The 17,812-nt window shown below is 56.7% G+C and carries 18 protein-coding genes and 1 other annotated feature; of the genes, 14 read left to right on the forward strand and 4 right to left on the reverse strand.

What is annotated here, in order from left to right; genetic code table 11:
* Positions 1-24: 24 nt before the first annotated feature.
* Complete coding sequence (gene gpmB, locus BHE81_RS00550; protein WP_002887811.1) at positions 25-672, forward strand: 2,3-diphosphoglycerate-dependent phosphoglycerate mutase GpmB; 648 nt, start codon at positions 25-27, stop codon at positions 670-672.
* Here the strand turns inward: gpmB and robA are convergent.
* Entirely contained in the window at positions 669-1,538 is an 870-nt protein-coding gene (gene robA / locus BHE81_RS00555; RefSeq protein WP_002887812.1) for an MDR efflux pump AcrAB transcriptional activator RobA, read from the reverse strand. The two genes, gpmB and robA, sit on opposite strands and share 4 nt — an antisense overlap.
* A gap of 209 nt (positions 1,539-1,747) precedes the next feature.
* Here robA and creA point away from each other — a divergent pair, with 209 nt between their 5' ends.
* The 4 genes from creA to creD are packed head-to-tail and all read left to right on the forward strand — an operon-like array spanning position 1,748 to position 5,766.
* Positions 1,748-2,221, forward strand: a complete 474-nt coding sequence (creA, locus tag BHE81_RS00560) for a protein CreA (RefSeq protein WP_002887814.1) — start codon at positions 1,748-1,750, stop codon at positions 2,219-2,221.
* Positions 2,222-2,233: 12 nt separating this feature from the next.
* On the forward strand, positions 2,234-2,923 hold the full coding sequence (gene creB, locus BHE81_RS00565; RefSeq protein ID WP_002887820.1) for a two-component system response regulator CreB: 690 nt from the start codon (positions 2,234-2,236) through the stop codon (positions 2,921-2,923).
* Complete coding sequence (gene creC / locus BHE81_RS00570) at positions 2,923-4,347, forward strand: two-component system sensor histidine kinase CreC (protein WP_023343073.1); 1,425 nt, start codon at positions 2,923-2,925, stop codon at positions 4,345-4,347. Before creB ends, creC begins: the two co-directional genes overlap by 1 nt.
* A 60-nt stretch (positions 4,348-4,407) precedes the next feature.
* A complete protein-coding gene (creD, locus tag BHE81_RS00575) occupies positions 4,408-5,766 on the forward strand; it encodes a cell envelope integrity protein CreD (protein ID WP_004214415.1) in 1,359 nt (452 codons plus the stop codon).
* Between the two features lie 62 nt (positions 5,767-5,828).
* Here creD and arcA read toward each other — a convergent pair whose 3' ends face one another.
* Positions 5,829-6,545 carry a two-component system response regulator ArcA gene (gene arcA, locus BHE81_RS00580; RefSeq protein WP_002887843.1) on the reverse strand — a complete coding sequence of 239 codons (717 nt, stop codon included), beginning with the start codon at positions 6,543-6,545 and terminating at the stop codon, positions 5,829-5,831.
* Positions 6,546-6,640: 95 nt separating this feature from the next.
* Between arcA and yjjY the strand changes: the two genes are divergently transcribed.
* From yjjY to BHE81_RS00615, 7 genes are all read left to right on the forward strand, one after another.
* Positions 6,641-6,781 (forward strand): protein YjjY, encoded by a 141-nt coding sequence (gene yjjY / locus BHE81_RS00585; protein ID WP_004146984.1) that lies wholly within the window; start codon positions 6,641-6,643, stop codon positions 6,779-6,781.
* A 396-nt stretch (positions 6,782-7,177) separates the two neighbouring features.
* Entirely contained in the window at positions 7,178-7,864 is a 687-nt protein-coding gene (locus BHE81_RS00590) for a tRNA/rRNA methyltransferase (protein WP_004182880.1), read from the forward strand.
* 211 nt (positions 7,865-8,075) lie between these two features.
* A complete protein-coding gene (gene thrL, locus BHE81_RS00595; RefSeq protein ID WP_004222578.1) occupies positions 8,076-8,144 on the forward strand; it encodes a thr operon leader peptide in 69 nt (22 codons plus the stop codon).
* Positions 8,083-8,200 (forward strand) — a sequence feature (Thr leader region). Its footprint overlaps the gene before it by 62 nt.
* Positions 8,201-8,225: 25 nt before the next feature.
* Positions 8,226-10,688 (forward strand): bifunctional aspartate kinase/homoserine dehydrogenase I, encoded by a 2,463-nt coding sequence (gene thrA, locus BHE81_RS00600; RefSeq protein ID WP_002887848.1) that lies wholly within the window; start codon positions 8,226-8,228, stop codon positions 10,686-10,688.
* Position 10,689: 1 nt separating this feature from the next.
* Complete coding sequence (gene thrB, locus BHE81_RS00605) at positions 10,690-11,619, forward strand: homoserine kinase (RefSeq protein ID WP_023343007.1); 930 nt, start codon at positions 10,690-10,692, stop codon at positions 11,617-11,619.
* Positions 11,620-11,622: 3 nt separating this feature from the next.
* The gene (gene thrC, locus BHE81_RS00610) at positions 11,623-12,903 is read left to right on the forward strand and encodes a threonine synthase (RefSeq protein WP_002887863.1); all 1,281 of its coding nucleotides are present in this window, start codon (positions 11,623-11,625) and stop codon (positions 12,901-12,903) included.
* Between the two features lie 314 nt (positions 12,904-13,217).
* Positions 13,218-13,595: a hypothetical protein gene (locus tag BHE81_RS00615; protein ID WP_002887866.1), complete on the forward strand. Its 378-nt coding sequence runs from the start codon at positions 13,218-13,220 to the stop codon at positions 13,593-13,595.
* A gap of 68 nt (positions 13,596-13,663) precedes the next feature.
* Here BHE81_RS00615 and yaaA read toward each other — a convergent pair whose 3' ends face one another.
* Together yaaA and BHE81_RS00625 are read right to left on the reverse strand one after the other, a co-directional pair.
* Positions 13,664-14,437, reverse strand: coding sequence for a peroxide stress protein YaaA (yaaA, locus tag BHE81_RS00620; RefSeq protein WP_004178561.1), 774 nt, complete (start codon positions 14,435-14,437; stop codon positions 13,664-13,666).
* Positions 14,438-14,514: 77 nt separating this feature from the next.
* Positions 14,515-15,945, reverse strand: coding sequence for an alanine/glycine:cation symporter family protein (locus BHE81_RS00625; RefSeq protein WP_002887871.1), 1,431 nt, complete (start codon positions 15,943-15,945; stop codon positions 14,515-14,517).
* 202 nt (positions 15,946-16,147) lie between these two features.
* On the opposite strand from BHE81_RS00625, the gene tal reads away from it, so the two are divergent.
* Together tal and mog are read left to right on the forward strand one after the other, a co-directional pair.
* Entirely contained in the window at positions 16,148-17,101 is a 954-nt protein-coding gene (gene tal, locus BHE81_RS00630; protein ID WP_002887897.1) for a transaldolase, read from the forward strand.
* A 99-nt stretch (positions 17,102-17,200) separates the two neighbouring features.
* Positions 17,201-17,788 (forward strand): molybdopterin adenylyltransferase, encoded by a 588-nt coding sequence (gene mog, locus BHE81_RS00635; protein ID WP_002887898.1) that lies wholly within the window; start codon positions 17,201-17,203, stop codon positions 17,786-17,788.
* Positions 17,789-17,812: the final 24 nt, after the last annotated feature.

Consider the following 17,812-nt stretch of genomic DNA (forward strand, 5'->3'; position numbering starts at 1 on the left):
ACGAGTCCAGAACGGAAAAAAAGCATGTTACAAGTATACCTTGTTCGCCACGGTGAAACGCAGTGGAACGCCGAGCGACGTATTCAGGGTCAGTCCGACAGCCCGCTGACCGCCCATGGTGAGCGCCAGGCCTGGCAGGTGGGCGAGCGCGCCAGAACGCTGGGGATCACCCATATCATTACCAGCGATCTGGGGCGAACCCGCCGCACAGCAGAGATTATCGCCGAAGCCTGCGGCTGCAGCGTGATCGCCGATGCGCGCCTGCGCGAACTGGATATGGGGGTGCTGGAGAAGCGCCATATCGACTCGCTCAGCGAAGAAGAAGAAGGCTGGCGTCGCCAGCTGGTCAACGGCACACCGGACGGTCGTATTCCGCAGGGCGAATCGATGCAGGAGCTCAGCGAGCGTATGCATGCGGCGCTGGCATCCTGTCTGGAATTACCCGCCGGTAGCCGGCCGCTGCTGGTGAGTCATGGGATCGCGCTGGGCTGCCTGGTGAGCACGATATTAGGGCTGCCGGCGTACGCTGAGCGTCGTCTGCGGCTGCGCAACTGCTCTATTTCGCGCGTCGACTATCAGCAAAGCCCGTGGCTGGCTTCCGGCTGGGTGGTGGAAACGGCGGGCGACGTCTCGCATCTTGACGCCCCCGCAATGGACGAGCTGCAGCGTTAACGGCGGATCGGGATCAGATACTCGCAGCGCAACTGAATCGGCGTGGCCTGATCCCGGCTTTCATCTTCAGGGTAGAAGCGTTCAATATCCAGCCCCTTGCGACGCGTCAGGTTCAGCATCGGCATGCAGGTGCCGTAGACGGTCAGGATGAATTCCTGCAGACCGGTACCCAGCCCTTCATACGTAAACATGACATACTCGCCGCCCTCCAGGGTCACTGGATGGGCATGCTGCAGGTGGCCGTTAGCCATCTCCGGCGTCAGCGCGGTGGTATAGAATACTTCCTGCTCATCGTCTTTTTCCAGGCTCGGACGCGGCTCATGCAGCCCGTAGAGCACCGGGGGGATTGACGGTGAGTTGCCGAGGAAGTCTCGCCAGAACTGGACCCGCATCTGGTTACGAAAATCGGAGATTTCCTCGAGCTTACAGGTATAGCTCTGGGTCACGCCAAGCAGCTGAGTAGGGGGCAGAGTGATAAACTCATGTTTCGGCAGGGTAAATTCGCCAAGACGCAGCGGCGGGCGCATACCGAACGAACTCCAGTCCGGCGAGCGGCGGTAGAGCGCCGGCGTCAGCGAGAATTGTTTCTTAAACGCTCGGGTGAAGGTCTGCTGGGAGTCGAAACGGTACTGCAGCGCAATATCAAGGATTGGACGGGCGGTCAGGCGTAATGCGACAGCAGATTTCGACAAGCGGCGCGCGCGAATATAGGCACCGATGGCATGGCCGGTGACATCCTTAAACATTCGCTGCAAATGCCACTTGGAATAACCTGCCTTCGCCGCCACATTATCCAGAGAAAGCGGCTGATCCAGGTGACCTTCCAGCCAGCTAAGGAGATCGCGAATAATCCCTGCTTGATCCATAAAATGTCCCCATCCTTAAACACAGGTGCCTGATATTAAAGTAGCGGATAATAGCATTTTTTGATGTTTTAGCATTCAGTGTTTTTTTTGCTTTTAAATGCGGTAGGTCAGGGGATTTGAACGATAATTTTGTAAAGCTGTGATCTATAAACCTTTTCTGCTAAGTGCGTGATAATCACTCAGCTATATTTTTTAATAATGGTAACAATATGAAATACAAGAAGTTTGCGATGGGGCTGCTCCTGCTGGCCGGTAGCCAGCTGGCTCAGGCGGAGCAGATTGGTTCCGTGGATACGGTCTTCAAATGGTTAGGGCCGGATCACAAAATCGTCGTCGAAGCCTTTGACGATCCGGATGTACAGAACGTGACCTGCTATATCAGCCGGGCGAAAACCGGTGGCATCAAAGGCGGGCTGGGGCTGGCGGAAGATACCTCTGACGCGGCGATTTCCTGCCAGCAGGTCGGGCCGATTGAGCTAACGGACAAAATCAAAAACGGTAAAAGCCAGGGCGACGTGGTGTTCCAGAAGCGCACCTCGCTGGTGTTTAAAAAACTGCAGGTCGTGCGTTTCTATGATGCGAAGCGCAATGCGCTGGTCTATCTGACCTACTCGGATAAAGTGGTTGATGGCTCGCCGAAGAACGCCATCAGCGCCGTGCCGATCATGCCATGGAATAAATAAACGGGAGTGCGCATGCAGCAGCCACGGATTTGGTTAGTTGAGGATGAACAGAGTATCGCTGATACCCTGGTTTACATGCTGCAGCAGGAGGGCTTCCAGGTCAGCGTCTTTGGCCGCGGTTTGCCCGCGCTGGAGGCGGCGGCGCATCAGGCGCCAGATGTCGCCATCCTCGACGTCGGCTTGCCGGATATCAGCGGCTTCGAGCTCTGTCGGCGTCTGCTGACGCGTTATCCGGCGCTGCCGGTGCTGTTTTTGACGGCGCGTAGCGACGAGGTCGATAAGCTGCTGGGGCTGGAAATCGGCGCTGACGATTATATCGCCAAGCCGTTTTCACCACGCGAAGTCTGCGCGCGGGTGCGAACCGTACTGCGGCGGCTGCAGAAGTTTGCCGCGCCATCGCCGGTGGTACGCGTCGGCGAGTTTGTGCTCGATGAGCAGGCGGCGGCGATCAGCTGGTTCGGCCAGCCGCTGAATCTGACGCGCTACGAATTTCTGCTGTTGAAAACCCTGCTTCACGCGCCCGGTCGCGTCTTCTCCCGTCAGCAGCTGATGGAGCTGGTGTGGATCGATGCCTGGGAAAGCCTCGACCGTACCGTCGATACCCATATCAAAACCCTGCGCGCTAAGCTGCGGGCTGTGAATCCTGAAAAGGCGCCAATCAATACCCATCGCGGTATGGGCTACAGCCTGGGGCGCGGCTGATGCGTATCGGCATGCGCCTGCTGCTGGGCTATTTTCTTATCGTCGCGATCGCCGCGTGGTTTGTGCTGTCGATCTTTGTCCAGGAAGTGAAGCCGGGCGTGCGCCGGGCGACAGAGGGGACCCTCAATGATACCGCTACCCTGTTGGCGGCGCTGGCGCGTGAGGATCTGCTGGCGGCAAACCCGCAGCAGGGCAGGCTGGCGCAGGCCTTTCACCAGCTCAACCAGCAGCCGCTCAACGCCAATATTGGCGGAATTAAAAAGGTACGTAATGAGTACCGCGTCTATCTGACCGATGCCCGGGGCAAGGTGGTGTTTGACTCCAGCGGGCAGGCGACAGGGCAGGACTATTCGCGCTGGAACGATGTCTGGCTCACCCTGCGCGGCCAGTACGGCGCGCGCAGTACGCGCAGCGATCCGCATGATGAAGCCAGCTCGGTGATGTATATCGCCGCGCCGGTGATGGATAAGGGGCGGATTATCGGCGTGCTGAGCGTCGGTAAACCCAACCTGGCGATGACGCCGGTCATTAAGCGCAGCGAGCGGCGGATCCTCTGGGCCGGCGGCGCCCTGCTGGGCATTGCGCTGTTGATTGGCGGCGGCGTCGTCTGGTGGATCAATTTCTCTATCGGCAAGCTGGTGCGCTATGCGGACTCGGTGACCGCTGAGCGCCCGCTGCCGCTGCCGGAGGTTGGCAGCAGCGAATTGCGCAAGCTGGCCCAGGCTCTGGAGAGCATGCGGGTAAAGCTCGAAGGTAAGAATGCCATCGAAAACTATGTCTATGACCTGACCCATGAACTGAAAAGCCCGCTGGCGGCCATCCGCGGCGCGGCGGAGATCCTGCGCGAAGGGCCGCCGCCTGAGGTGGCGGCGCGGTTTACTGATAATATCCTCGCGCAAAACTCCCGGATGCAACTGCTGGTGGAGCGGCTGCTCCAGCAGGCGCGACTGGAAAGCAGGCTGGAGATAAAGCAGCAGCCGGTGTCGATAGATGCGCTATACCAACGGCTGACGGAGGAGCGCAACATCGCTCTGGCGGCGAAAGCTATCACCCTGCGCTGGCGGGAGAGTGGGATGCTGGTCAATGGCGATGGCGAGCTGCTGGCCCAGGCGCTGGGTAATCTGCTCGACAACGCGATTGACTTTACCCCCCAAGGCGGTGAGATCGCCCTGGCTGCGGAGAAGCGAAATGAAGAGGTGCAATTGAGCGTTATCGACAACGGGTGCGGTATTCCGGACTATGCCCTGGAACGAATCTTTGAGCGATTCTATTCGCTGCCGCGCGAAGACGGCCATAAGAGCAGCGGCCTTGGGCTGGCGTTCGTTCGTGAAGTCGCGCGCCTGCATCACGGCGATATCAATCTGCACAATCGGCCCGAAGGCGGCGTGGTCGCCACGCTGCGACTTCACCGTCCCTTCACATAGCTTCAAATTCTCCCCACACAGCCGTCCTATTGTGAGGCCATCACGATAGGGAGAAAGGCTATGTTGAAATCACCGTTATTCTGGAAAATCACCACGTTAATAGGCTGTATTGTGCTGCTATCTTTGCCGTTAATGATGGTCAGGGAGCTTATTAATGAGCGAGCGGATTATCGTAGCGAAGTGGTGGACGCCATTGAGCAAAGCACCAGCGGCTCGCAAAAACTCGCCGGACCGCTGATCGCTATTCCGATAACCGAGACCCTGACCCGCATGGAGAACCAAAAAGAGGTCAACTATCAGCGGAACTGGGTGTATTACTGGCTGCCGGAGTCGCTGGCGGTCACCGGCAAACAGACCGTGGAGTCGAGGAGGGTGGGCATCTACAGCGGCCAGGTCTGGCATAACGCCTTGCAGATTAAGGCCTCGTTTGATCCGCTGCGTCTGGCGGCGCTGAGAAAAACGAATATCGTCTTAGGCCAGCCGCGGCTGGTGGTGAGCGTCGGCGATGCCCGCGGCATTGGCGCCATCCATGCCCCGGAGGTCAACGGTAACGTATTAAGCGTGGAGCCGGGGCTGGGGATAAGCGGCGATGGCGCAGGTATTCATATGCCAATGCCTGCGCTGGCGGAGGACAACAAGCCGCTTGAGATTGCCTTTTCACTCGATCTGAACGGGACGGGAGAGTTTTCACTGGTGCCGCTCGGGCGTAACAGCGAGCTGCAGCTGACCAGTAACTGGCCGCATCCCGGTTTTCTCGGCAGCTTCCTGCCAACGCAACGGGAAGTGAGTGCTGCCGGCTATCGCGCCCACTGGCAAAGCAGCTGGTTCGCCAACGATATGGGGAGCTATTTCAAGGATGATATGGAGATCCCGTGGTCGCGACTGCCGGCGTTCAGTGCCGATGTGATGTCCCTTGCCGACCAGTACCAGCTAACCGATCGGGCGACAAAATATGCCATCCTGTTAATCGGGCTGACCTTTATGGCTTTTTTCGTGTTCGAGAGCCTGACCCGTCGTCCCCTGCATCCGATGCAATATCTGCTGGTGGGCTTATCGCTGGTGCTGTTTTACCTGGTGCTGCTGGCGCTCTCAGAGCACATTGGTTTTACCGCCGCCTGGCTGGCGGCCAGCCTGTCTGGCGCGGTGATGAATGGGATCTACCTTCAGGCGGTGCTCAGAGGATGGCGTAACAGCCTGCTGTTTGTCGCCGCGCTACTGCTGCTGGATGGCGTGATGTGGTTTCTGTTGCATTCTGAGGATAGCGCGCTGCTGCTGGGTACCGGGGTGCTGGCGCTGGCGCTGAGCGTCCTGATGTTTTTGACCCGTCGCGTGGACTGGTATGCATTATCGCTGCCGAAAGGCACAGTGCCTCCGACACCGGCTGCCGATGACGATAAGCTGCGTCTCTGGAAAGAGTGACGGCATAAAAAACGGCGCCCCTGGGGCGCCGTTTTCGCATCATGGCTGCGGAATAAATCGTATTATTCCTGCAGATCGCCACAGAAACGGTAGCCTTCACCGTGAATGGTAGCGATGATTTCCGGAGTATCCGGAGTGGATTCGAAGTGTTTACGAATCCGACGAATGGTCACGTCAACGGTACGGTCATGCGGCTTCAGCTCGCGACCGGTCATTTTCTTCAGCAGCTCGGCACGAGACTGAATTTTGCCCGGGTTTTCGCAGAAATGCAGCATCGCGCGGAATTCACTGCGCGGCAGCTTGTACTGTTCGCCGTTCGGGCTAACCAGGGAACGGCTGTTGATATCGAGTTCCCAGCCGTTGAACTTGTAGCTTTCCACGCTGCGACGCTCTTCGCTCACGGTACCGAGGTTCATGGTACGGGAGAGCAGGTTGCGCGCGCGGATAGTCAGTTCACGCGGGTTAAACGGTTTAGTGATATAGTCGTCAGCGCCGATTTCGAGGCCAAGGATCTTATCCACTTCGTTGTCGCGGCCGGTTAAGAACATCAGCGCGACGTCAGCCTGCTCGCGTAGCTCGCGCGCCAGCAGAAGACCATTTTTACCCGGCAGGTTGATATCCATGATCACCAGGTTGATATCATTTTCAGACAGGATCTGATGCATTTCCGCGCCATCGGTCGCTTCGAATACATCGTAACCTTCTGCTTCGAAAATACTTTTTAACGTGTTGCGTGTTACCAACTCGTCTTCAACGATAAGAATGTGCGGGGTCTGCATGTTTGCTACCTAAATTGCCAACTAAATCGAAACAGGAAGTACCAAAGTCCCTGACCTGCCTGCTGCATGTCGCAAATTAACATGCGCGGCGTAACATGACTAAAGTACGTAATTGCGTTCTTGATGCACTTTCCATCAACGTCAACAACATCATTAGCTTGGTCGTGGGTACTTTCCCTCTGGACCCGACGGTGTCAAAAACGGCTGACATCCTAACCATTTTAACAGCAACATAACAGGCTAAGAGAGGCCGAACACCCAATAAAACTACGCTTCGTTGACATATATCAAGTTCAATTGTAGCACGTTAACAGTCTTGTGAAATCATTGCATCGCCATGCTCTTTATAGTCACAATCTTTACCCGGCTCAACTAGTTGCGTGGATAAATTAATAAATACAGTGAATCCAAAGCCTGAAACGATGCATCAGATGAAATTGCATTGCCCATCATATGGATAAATGGGTTCTGTTAACATACTCCTTGTCACGGCCTCCTGAGAACAGTTTAGATTTTTTTATGGGTAAGAAAACGCAATTTTAGTGATTTTTGTTGCAAATTTGTAAATTTTCACCGCGTAAAATGGGGGGCGCTGCGCCTCGATAACGCCTGAGAGAGAGAAAGAAACCGCAATGCGTTTAACGATTATTTTAGTCGGTCCTGCCCGGGCCGAGAACGTCGGCGCTGCCGCCAGGGCGATGAAAACCATGGGATTTCGCGAACTACGGATCGTCGATAGCGAAGCCCACCTGGCGCCGCCGGCACGCTGGGTGGCGCATGGCTCAGGCGACATCCTCGATGGTATCACCACCTATCCCACCCTTGCCGAGGCGCTGCATGACGTTGATTTTACCGTCGCCACCACCGCCCGCAGCCGCGCGCGTTTTCACTATTACGCCACGCCGCAGCAGCTGTTGCCACTGCTGGAGGAGAAGGCGCAGTGGATGACGCACGCGGCGCTGGTTTTTGGCCGTGAAGACTCCGGGTTGAGCAATGAGGAGCTGGCGCTGGCTGATGTGTTGACCGGTGTGCCGATGGCTGCGGATTATCCGTCGCTGAATCTCGGCCAGTCGGTGATGGTCTACTGTTATCAATTAGCATCGCTAATGCAACAAACGGCGCCCGCCGCCGCTGCGGCAGACCATCATCAGCTGCAGGCCTTACGTACTCGTACTCTGGCGTTACTTTCGCGTTTGGGCGTGGAGGATGATGCCAAACTGGCCGACTGGTTGTCGCAACGGCTGGGCCTGCTGCAGCAGCGCGACACGGCAATGTTGCATCGTTTGCTGCATGATATTGAAAAAAACCTGCCAGAATAAAACTCTGTCATATTTTTTATTTATGGATGTGTATGCTGTTCTATGCGCTGGTTTTCCGCCGATCTGGATGTTTTTTCTCACGGCAGCGGGAAAATACGTAAGCCTGCTGAAATGGGGCAAATTGAGAAATTCATTGACTTAAGACGGCAGATACTTTAACCAATATAGGCAGGACATACAGACAGATAAAAATACAGAGTACACAACATCCATGAATCGCATCGGCATGATTACCACCATTATCACCACCACCATTACCACAGGTAACGGTGCGGGCTGACGCGTACAGGAAACACAGAAAAAAGCCCGCACCTGAACAGTGCGGGCTTTTTTTTTGACAAGAGATCAAGGGGTAAGAACCATGCGAGTGTTGAAGTTCGGCGGTACATCAGTGGCAAATGCGGAACGGTTTCTGCGGGTTGCCGATATTCTGGAGAGTAATGCCAGGCAGGGGCAGGTAGCGACGGTCCTGTCTGCCCCGGCGAAGATCACTAACCACCTGGTAGCGATGATTGAAAAGACCATTGGCGGCCAGGATGCCCTCCCCAATATTGCCGACGCCGAACGCATTTTTGCCGAACTTCTTCAGGGCCTTGCCGACGCCCAGCCCGCTTTCCCGCTTGCCCAGTTAAAAGCCTTCGTGGAGCAGGAATTTGCTCAGATTAAGCATGTTCTGCACGGCATCAGCCTGCTGGGTCAGTGCCCGGACAGCGTCAATGCCGCGCTGATCTGCCGCGGCGAAAAGCTCTCCATCGCCATCATGGCGGGTCTGCTGGAAGCCCGTGGACATAAAGTCAGTGTCATTAACCCGGTCGAAAAACTGCTCGCCGTGGGTCACTATCTGGAATCCACCGTCGATATCGCCGAATCCACCCGCCGCATTGCCGCCAGCCAGATCCCGGCAGACCATATGATCCTGATGGCCGGGTTTACCGCCGGCAATGAGAAAGGCGAGCTGGTGGTGCTGGGGCGTAACGGCTCCGACTACTCGGCTGCGGTACTGGCCGCCTGCCTGCGCGCTGACTGCTGCGAAATCTGGACCGATGTCGACGGAGTGTACACCTGCGATCCGCGTCAGGTGCCGGATGCGCGCCTGCTGAAATCGATGTCTTATCAGGAGGCGATGGAGCTCTCCTACTTTGGCGCGAAAGTGCTGCACCCGCGCACTATCGCCCCTATCGCCCAGTTCCAAATCCCATGCCTGATTAAAAATACCGGCAACCCACAGGCGCCGGGAACGCTTATCGGCGCCAGCCGCGACGAAGACGATTTGCCGGTGAAAGGCATCTCTAACCTCAACAACATGGCGATGTTCAACGTCTCCGGGCCGGGGATGAAAGGGATGGTCGGCATGGCGGCCCGCGTCTTCGCCACCATGTCCCGCGCCGGCATCTCGGTGGTGTTGATCACTCAATCTTCTTCGGAGTACAGCATCAGTTTCTGCGTGCCGCAGAGCGACTGCGCACGTGCCAAACGGGCGATGGAAGATGAGTTTTATCTGGAGCTGAAAGAGGGGCTGCTGGAGCCGCTGGCGATTATGGAGCGTCTGGCGATCATCTCCGTGGTGGGCGACGGAATGCGTACCCTGCGCGGTATCTCGGCGAAATTCTTTGCGGCACTGGCCCGCGCCAATATCAATATCGTGGCGATTGCCCAGGGCTCTTCCGAGCGCTCAATTTCGGTAGTGGTCAGCAATGACGACGCCACCACCGGCGTGCGCGTGACCCATCAGATGCTGTTCAACACCGACCAGGTGATTGAAGTGTTTGTCATCGGCGTCGGCGGCGTCGGCGGCGCGCTGCTAGAGCAGATCAAGCGCCAGCAGGGGTGGCTGAAGAACAAACATATCGATCTGCGCGTCTGCGGTGTAGCCAATTCTCAGGCGCTGCTGACCAGCGTGCATGGCCTGAATCTGGAAAACTGGAGTGCGGAACTGGCGGAGGCGAAAGAGCCGTTTAATCTTGGCCGCCTGATCCGCCTGGTGAAAGAGTACCACCTGCTCAATCCGGTGATCGTCGACTGTACCTCCAGCCAGGCGGTCGCCGATCAGTATGCCGACTTCCTGCGCGAAGGTTTCCATGTGGTGACGCCGAACAAAAAGGCCAATACCTCTTCGCTGGATTACTATCACCAGCTGCGCCATGCGGCCAGCAGCTCGCGGCGTAAGTTCCTCTATGACACTAACGTTGGCGCGGGCCTGCCGGTGATTGAGAACCTGCAGAACCTGCTCAACGCCGGCGATGAGCTGCGCCATTTCTCCGGGATCCTGTCCGGCTCCCTGTCGTTTATCTTCGGCAAGCTGGACGAGGGGGTGAGTTTCTCCGCGGCGACGGCGATGGCCCGTGAGATGGGGTATACCGAGCCGGATCCGCGCGACGATTTATCCGGGGTGGATGTGGCGCGTAAACTGCTGATTCTGGCCCGCGAGACCGGGCGTGAACTGGAGCTGGCGGACATTATCGTCGAGTCGGCGCTGCCGCCGGACTTCGACGCCAGCGGCGATGTCGAGACCTTTATGGCCCGCCTGCCGTCGCTGGACGATGGTTTTGCCTCGCGGGTTGCTAAGGCGCGCGATGAAGGTAAAGTCTTGCGCTACGTCGGTAACATCGAAGAGGATGGTACCTGCCGGGTAAAAATAGCCGCGGTTGACGGCAACGATCCGCTGTTCAAAGTTAAGAATGGTGAGAACGCGCTGGCTTTTTATAGCCATTATTATCAGCCATTGCCGCTGGTGCTGCGCGGCTATGGCGCCGGGAACGACGTCACGGCGGCCGGCGTATTCGCCGACCTGCTGCGCACCCTGTCCTGGAAGTTAGGAGTTTAAGATGGTCAAAGTATATGCCCCGGCTTCCAGTGCCAATATGAGCGTCGGGTTTGATGTGTTGGGCGCGGCGGTCACGCCGGTCGATGGCACGCTGCTTGGCGACAACGTCACTGTCGAAGCGGCGGAGCAATTTAGCCTGCAGAATCTTGGACGCTTCGCCAGCAAACTGCCGACGGCGCCGCAGGAGAACATTGTTTACCAGTGCTGGGAAAGCTTTTGCCGGGAGATCGGCAAGACGGTGCCGGTGGCGATGACGCTGGAAAAAAACATGCCGATTGGCTCCGGGCTGGGTTCCAGCGCCTGCTCGGTGGTCGCTGCGCTGGTGGCCATGAACGAGTTCTGCGGCAAGCCGCTGAACGAGACGCGCATGCTGGCGCTGATGGGAGAGATGGAAGGGTGTATCTCCGGCAGCATTCACTACGACAACGTGGCGCCGTGCTATCTTGGCGGCATGCAGTTGATGATCGAAGAGAATGGGATTATCAGTCAGCAGGTGCCCGGGTTTGATGAGTGGCTGTGGGTGCTGGCCTATCCGGGGATTAAAGTCTCTACTGCTGAAGCGCGGGCGATTCTGCCGGCGCAGTATCGCCGCCAGGATTGTATCGCCCATGGTCGCCACCTCGCGGGCTTTATTCACGCCTGCTACACCCGCCAGCCGCAGCTGGCGGCAAAATTGATGAAAGATGTGATTGCCGAACCGTACCGAACCAAACTGCTGCCGGGCTTTAGCGAAGCGCGTCAGGCGGCCATGGAGATGGGCGCCCAGGCTTGCGGCATCTCCGGCTCTGGCCCAACGCTGTTCGCGTTGTGTGATAAACCGGATACCGCGCAGCGCGTCGCCGACTGGCTTGGCGCGCACTATCTGCAGAATCAGGAAGGCTTTGTTCATATTTGCCGGCTGGACACGGCGGGCGCACGCGTAGTGGGATAACCAATGAAACTGTATAACTTAAAAGATCATAACGAGCAGGTCAGCTTTGCGCAGGCCGTCACCCAGGGACTTGGCAAGCATCAGGGCCTGTTCTTTCCGCACGATCTGCCGGAATTCAGCCTGACTGAAATCGACGACATGCTGGCGCAGGACTTTGTCACCCGTAGCGCCAAAATTCTATCCGCCTTTATCGGCGATGAGATCCCGCAGGATGTCCTGCAGCAGCGGGTGCGCGCGGCGTTTGCGTTTCCGGCGCCGGTAAGCAAGGTTCAGGAAGATGTCGGCTGTCTGGAGCTGTTCCATGGCCCTACGCTGGCGTTCAAGGATTTCGGCGGCCGCTTTATGGCGCAGATGCTGACCCACATCGCAGGCGATAAGCCGGTCACCATCCTCACCGCGACCTCTGGCGACACCGGGGCGGCGGTGGCGCATGCTTTCTACGGCCTGCCGAACGTCAAGGTAGTGATCCTCTATCCGCGCGGCAAGATCAGTCCGCTGCAGGAGAAGCTGTTCTGTACCCTCGGCGGCAATATTGAAACCGTGGCGATTGATGGCGACTTTGATGCCTGCCAGGCGCTGGTGAAGCAGGCGTTTGACGATGAAGAGCTGAAGGCGACGCTGGGTCTCAACTCGGCTAACTCCATCAACATCAGCCGCCTGCTGGCGCAGATCTGTTACTACTTCGAAGCGGCGGCGCAGCTGCCGCAGGAAGCCCGCAATCAGCTGGTGATTTCCGTGCCGAGCGGCAACTTCGGCGATCTGACCGCCGGTCTGCTGGCCAAGTCGCTGGGGCTGCCGATCAAGCGCTTTATCGCCGCCACCAACGCCAACGACACCGTTCCGCGCTATCTGCAGGGCGGTGAGTGGGCGCCAAAAGCCACCCAGGCGACGCTGTCCAACGCCATGGACGTCAGCCAGCCGAACAACTGGCCGCGCGTTGAAGAGCTGTTCCGCCGTAAAATCTGGCGTCTCAGCGAGCTGGGCTATGCCGCGGTCGATGATGAGACCACCAAAGCAGCGATGCGCGAGCTGAAGGCCATCGGCTACATCTCTGAACCGCATGCGGCGATTGCCTGGCGCGCGCTGCGCGATCAGCTGCAGCCGGGAGAGTACGGCCTGTTCCTCGGCACCGCCCATCCGGCGAAGTTCAAAGAGAGCGTGGAGGAGATCCTGCAGGAGACTCTGCCGCTGCCGAAGGAGCTGGCCGACCGCGCCGACCTGCCGCTGCTGTCTCACAACCTGCCGGCGGATTTCGCCGCGCTGCGTAAGCTGATGATGGGCTAAGCCAGGCAATAATATCGGCAACATGATCGACCAAACCGGGCAGCTATTGCCCGGTTTTTATATTTAACGCACTTTTCCATATCAGTAAAATTTTTCTCCATAAAATTCCCCACACTGTTTTATTGTCAGCGCACTGCTTTTATTGCAAACTCTTTTACGGATTGTCATCTTTGCCGGATAATTCCACTGGATTATCTTTTTTATTTATTATTTCATGCTGCTTATATTTATGCTGCTGATTTTATTATGAAGCAGCTATAGATATCATTTGATATAGATGCATTGTTAATGCACAAGGTTTTCAAGGAGGAAACATGCGTATTTTATCTCTTTTTTTGGTGGTGTTCGCTTTAACAGGCTGCTCCGGGACAACGATTGGCGGTAATGAAGATAAATTAACGCCAGCCTATCTGAAACAACATCTCATTGTCGGAAAAACCACCAAGGCCGAGGTTCGTCAGTATTTTGGTGCCCCGGATTCTGGTCATACGACGGTGACGGCGTCGGGTAAAGAGAGCTGGTATTATTCAGTAGATAAAGGGATCAACCTGGTCAGCCTCGCGGGTTCCATGATCCCGGTAACCGGGGCATCGCAAGCTGCCGATGCGGTCGATAAGTCCAGCCAAAAAGATTCGAACTCGCTGATGATTTTCTTCGATGAAAAAGGCGTGGTGGAAAACTGGGTGCGTTAAAATAAGTAATAATCTGCTTAATTATATTGAAAAGGGGAATAACTCCCCTTTTTTATTACCGTAACGTGTTACTGCTCGTGGCGTTTAAACACCAGTTCGCCTTTCTCTGAGGCATCCGCATCAAAGAAATAGCCTTCGCTATTAAAGGCTTTGAGCTGCTCCGGCTGGGTTAAGCGGTTTTCAATAATGTAGCGACTCATCAGGCCGCGGGCTTTCTTCGCATAAAAACTGATCACTTTGAATTTGCCGTTCTTCTCATCGAGGAATACCGGCTTGATCAGCTGACCCTGCAATTTTGGCGTTTTCACCGATTTAAAATATTCATCGGAAGCCAGGTTGATGACGATATCGTCGCCCTGGTCGCGCAGCGCCTGATTCAGCTTCTCGGTAATGGTATCCCCCCAGAACTGGTACAGATCTTTGCCGCGCGGATTTTCCAGACGGATCCCCATCTCCAGGCGGTAGGGCTGCATCAGGTCTAACGGGCGCAGCACGCCATACAGCCCGGAGAGCATGCGCAGGTGTTGCTGGGCGAAGTCAAAGTCGTCCTCGGTGAGTGTCTCTGCCTGCAGGCCAGTGTAGACATCGCCTTTAAAGGCGAGGATCGCCTGGCGGGCATTTTGCGGCGTAAAGTCAGGGTGCCAGTCGTGGAAGCGGGTGGCGTTTAGATCCGCCAGCTTGTCGCTAATGCTCATCAGCTTGCCGATTTGCGGCGCGGTCAGCTTACGGGCTATGCCGATAAGCTGCTGAGAATACTCGAGGAGTTCGGGCTGGGTATAGCGAGTCGTTGCCAGCGGGCTTTGATAATCGAGCGTTTTAGCAGGTGAAATCAGAATCAGCATATCCAGTCCTTGCAGGTAATTTCGACGAATTTTAACAAAAAAAGTGCATGGTGGGATCGATAGCTGCAATTGCCGCGCTATTCGCGCGGCAATTCATTCCAGGCGCCCGGGGCCAGCTGTTGGTCAATATCCGGGTAACGAGTGGCATCGAAAGTCGGCTGGATACCCAGCCGCCGCTGACGCAGATAATCGCTGGCGATAATCCGCACCGTCGGGGAGAGCAACAGAATGGCCGTCAGGTTGGTCATCGCCATCAGCGCCATGATGATATCCGCGCTCTGCCAGACGACAGGCAGGCTAACCATGGTCCCCAACAGCACCATCAGGACGGTGAGTATTCGCAGCCCCCAGATATAGCGCGGCTTATCCAGGCGCAGGAAGACCAGATTATTTTCCGCGTACACGTAATTGGCTACGATAGAGCTAAAGGCGAACAGCAGCACGATGAGGGCGATGAAACCCGCTCCCCAGCCGCCGACCAGCACGCTCATCGCGTGTTGCAAGTCCTGAATACCGTTGAGCGTATATTCATTGTCGGGCCGCGGCGCCAGCATGACGATAATCGCGCTGGCGGTACAGATCACGATAGTATCGATAAACACGCCAATCATCTGCACGATCCCCTGCGCCGCCGGGTGCGGCGGCCAGGAGGCGGCGGCCGCGGCGGCGTTAGGCGAAGAGCCCATCCCTGCTTCATTGGAGAACATGCCGCGCTGGAAGCCGCTGGTCAGCGCCTGGCTGATGGTGTAGCCCACCGCGCCGGCGGCGGCCTCCTGCCAGCCGAAGGCGCAGCGAAAGATGGTGGCGAAAATCGTCGGCAGGGCGGTGATGTGCCACAGGCCGATGAGCAGGCTGGTGGCGATCCACAACAGCGCCATAAAGGGAACGATCCATTGCATCAGACGCGCCACGCCGCGTAAACCACGGAGGATCGCCAGCAAAACGACAACGGCCAGCACGCCGCCGCTGACCGCCGCCGGCAGATCGAACGCATAGCGCAAGGCATGGGCCACGGAGTTAGCCTGTACGGTATTGAAGATAAAGCCATAGGCCAGCAGGAGGAGGATCGAAAACAGGACGCCCATCCAACGCATGCCGAGCCCGCGCGCCATGTACCAGGCAGGGCCACCGCGAAACTGTCCGCGGCTATCGCGTTCTTTATACAGCTGAGCAAGGGAACATTCAGCAAAGCTGCTGGCCATGCCGAGCAGGGCGGAAACCCACATCCAGAATACGGCGCCGGGCCCACCGGCGGCGATCGCCAGCGTCACCCCGGCAAGATTGCCGCTGCCGACCCGGGCGGCAAGGCTGGTACAGAGCGCCTGAAAGGACGTTAAACCACCCGGCTGCGGGTGCAGGCTTTTTTTTAGACTGCGGCCGAATTTGCGCACGTAACGAAACTGAATACCCCGGGTTTGCCAGCTAAACCAGATACCGGCGCCCAGTAGCAGATAAATCATTACTGAGCCCCAGAGTATTTCATTGATAAATGAGAGAAAATCAGGCATTAAACATCCTCTTGTCCATGCCGGTACGCCAGTGTAAGCGTTACCAATTAAGTGACAATCCTTTCGCTTTCAGCAAATTAATCTGCATAGTTTATCACACTCTGCGCTCTTCTCTCGTCGGCGGTTGCGCTGACCCGGCAGCGTGTTATCATCTGGGCAGACCGGTTACATCCCCTTAACTGCTGTTTAAGAGAAATATATCATGACGGATAAATTAACTTCTCTGCGTCAGTACACCACTGTCGTCGCTGACACCGGAGATATTGCGGCAATGAAGCTGTATCAGCCTCAGGATGCCACCACTAACCCTTCCCTGATTCTCGGCGCGGCTCAGATCCCTGAGTACCGTAAGCTGATTGACGACGCTGTCGCCTGGGCTCGTAGCCAGAGCAGCGATCGCGCGCAGCAGATCCTCGATGCTTCCGATAAGCTGGCGGTGAACATCGGTCTCGAAATTCTGAAACTGATCCCGGGCCGTATCTCTACCGAAGTGGACGCACGTCTCTCCTATGACACCGAAGCGTCTATCGCGAAAGCCAAGCGCATCATCAAGCTGTACAACGACGCGGGCATCAGCAACGATCGCATTCTGATCAAACTGGCCTCCACCTGGCAGGGCATTCGCGCCGCTGAACAGCTGGAAAAAGAAGGCATTAACTGTAACCTGACGCTGCTGTTCTCCTTCGCTCAGGCTCGCGCTTGCGCCGAAGCGGGCGTCTTCCTGATTTCGCCGTTCGTTGGCCGTATCCTCGACTGGTACAAAGCCAACACCGACAAGAAAGAGTACGCACCGGCAGAAGATCCGGGCGTGGTTTCCGTCAGCGAAATCTACGAGTATTACAAGCAGCACGGCTATGAAACCGTCGTGATGGGCGCAAGCTTCCGTAACGTTGGCGAAATTCTGGAACTGGCTGGCTGTGACCGCCTGACCATCGCTCCGGCGCTGCTGAAAGAGCTGTCCGAAAGCGAAGGCGCTGTTGAGCGTAAGCTGGTATATACCGGTGAAGTGAAAGCGCGTCCGGAGCGTATTACCGAATCTGAGTTCCTGTGGCAGCATAACCAGGATCCGATGGCGGTAGACAAACTGGCGGAAGGTATCCGTAAGTTTGCGATCGACCAGGAAAAACTGGAAAAAATGATCGACGAACTGCTGTAATCCCGCAGGTGGCCGACGCCCGTCGGCCACATTACACTGTCTGTCCCGCCTCCGGCAGTGTATCATTTCGTTTAACGCCACAGTTTGAACGGAATAACCATGAATACCTTACGAATCGGCTTAGTTTCCATTTCCGATCGCGCCTCCAGCGGCGTCTATCAGGATAAAGGCATCCCGGCACTGGAAGAGTGGCTGGCACGCGCCCTGACCACCCCTTTCGAGCTGCAAACGCGTCTGATTCCGGATGAGCAGGCCATCATTGAGCAAACGCTGTGCGAACTGGTTGACGAAATGGGGTGCCATCTGGTGCTGACCACCGGCGGAACCGGCCCTGCGCGTCGCGATGTGACGCCCGACGCAACGCTGGCGATCGCCGATCGCGAGATGCCGGGCTTCGGCGAGCAAATGCGCCAGGTTAGCCTACACTTTGTGCCGACGGCTATCCTTTCCCGGCAGGTCGGTGTGATCCGCAAGCAGGCGCTGATCCTCAACCTTCCCGGGCAACCGAAAGCAATTCAGGAGACTCTGGAAGGGGTGAAAGATGCTGACGGCAACGTGCTGGTGCACGGTATTTTCGCAAGTGTACCTTATTGTGTACAGTTGCTTGAAGGGCCTTATGTGGAAACCGATGGCCGTGTAGTAGAAGCTTTTCGTCCCAAGAGCGCCAGACGCGAAACTTTATCCTGAATTTGATGCATTTTTGATATAACC

The organism is Klebsiella sp. AqSCr (genome assembly GCF_008452795.1).
GTDB classification, from domain to species: domain Bacteria; phylum Pseudomonadota; class Gammaproteobacteria; order Enterobacterales; family Enterobacteriaceae; genus Klebsiella; species Klebsiella pneumoniae.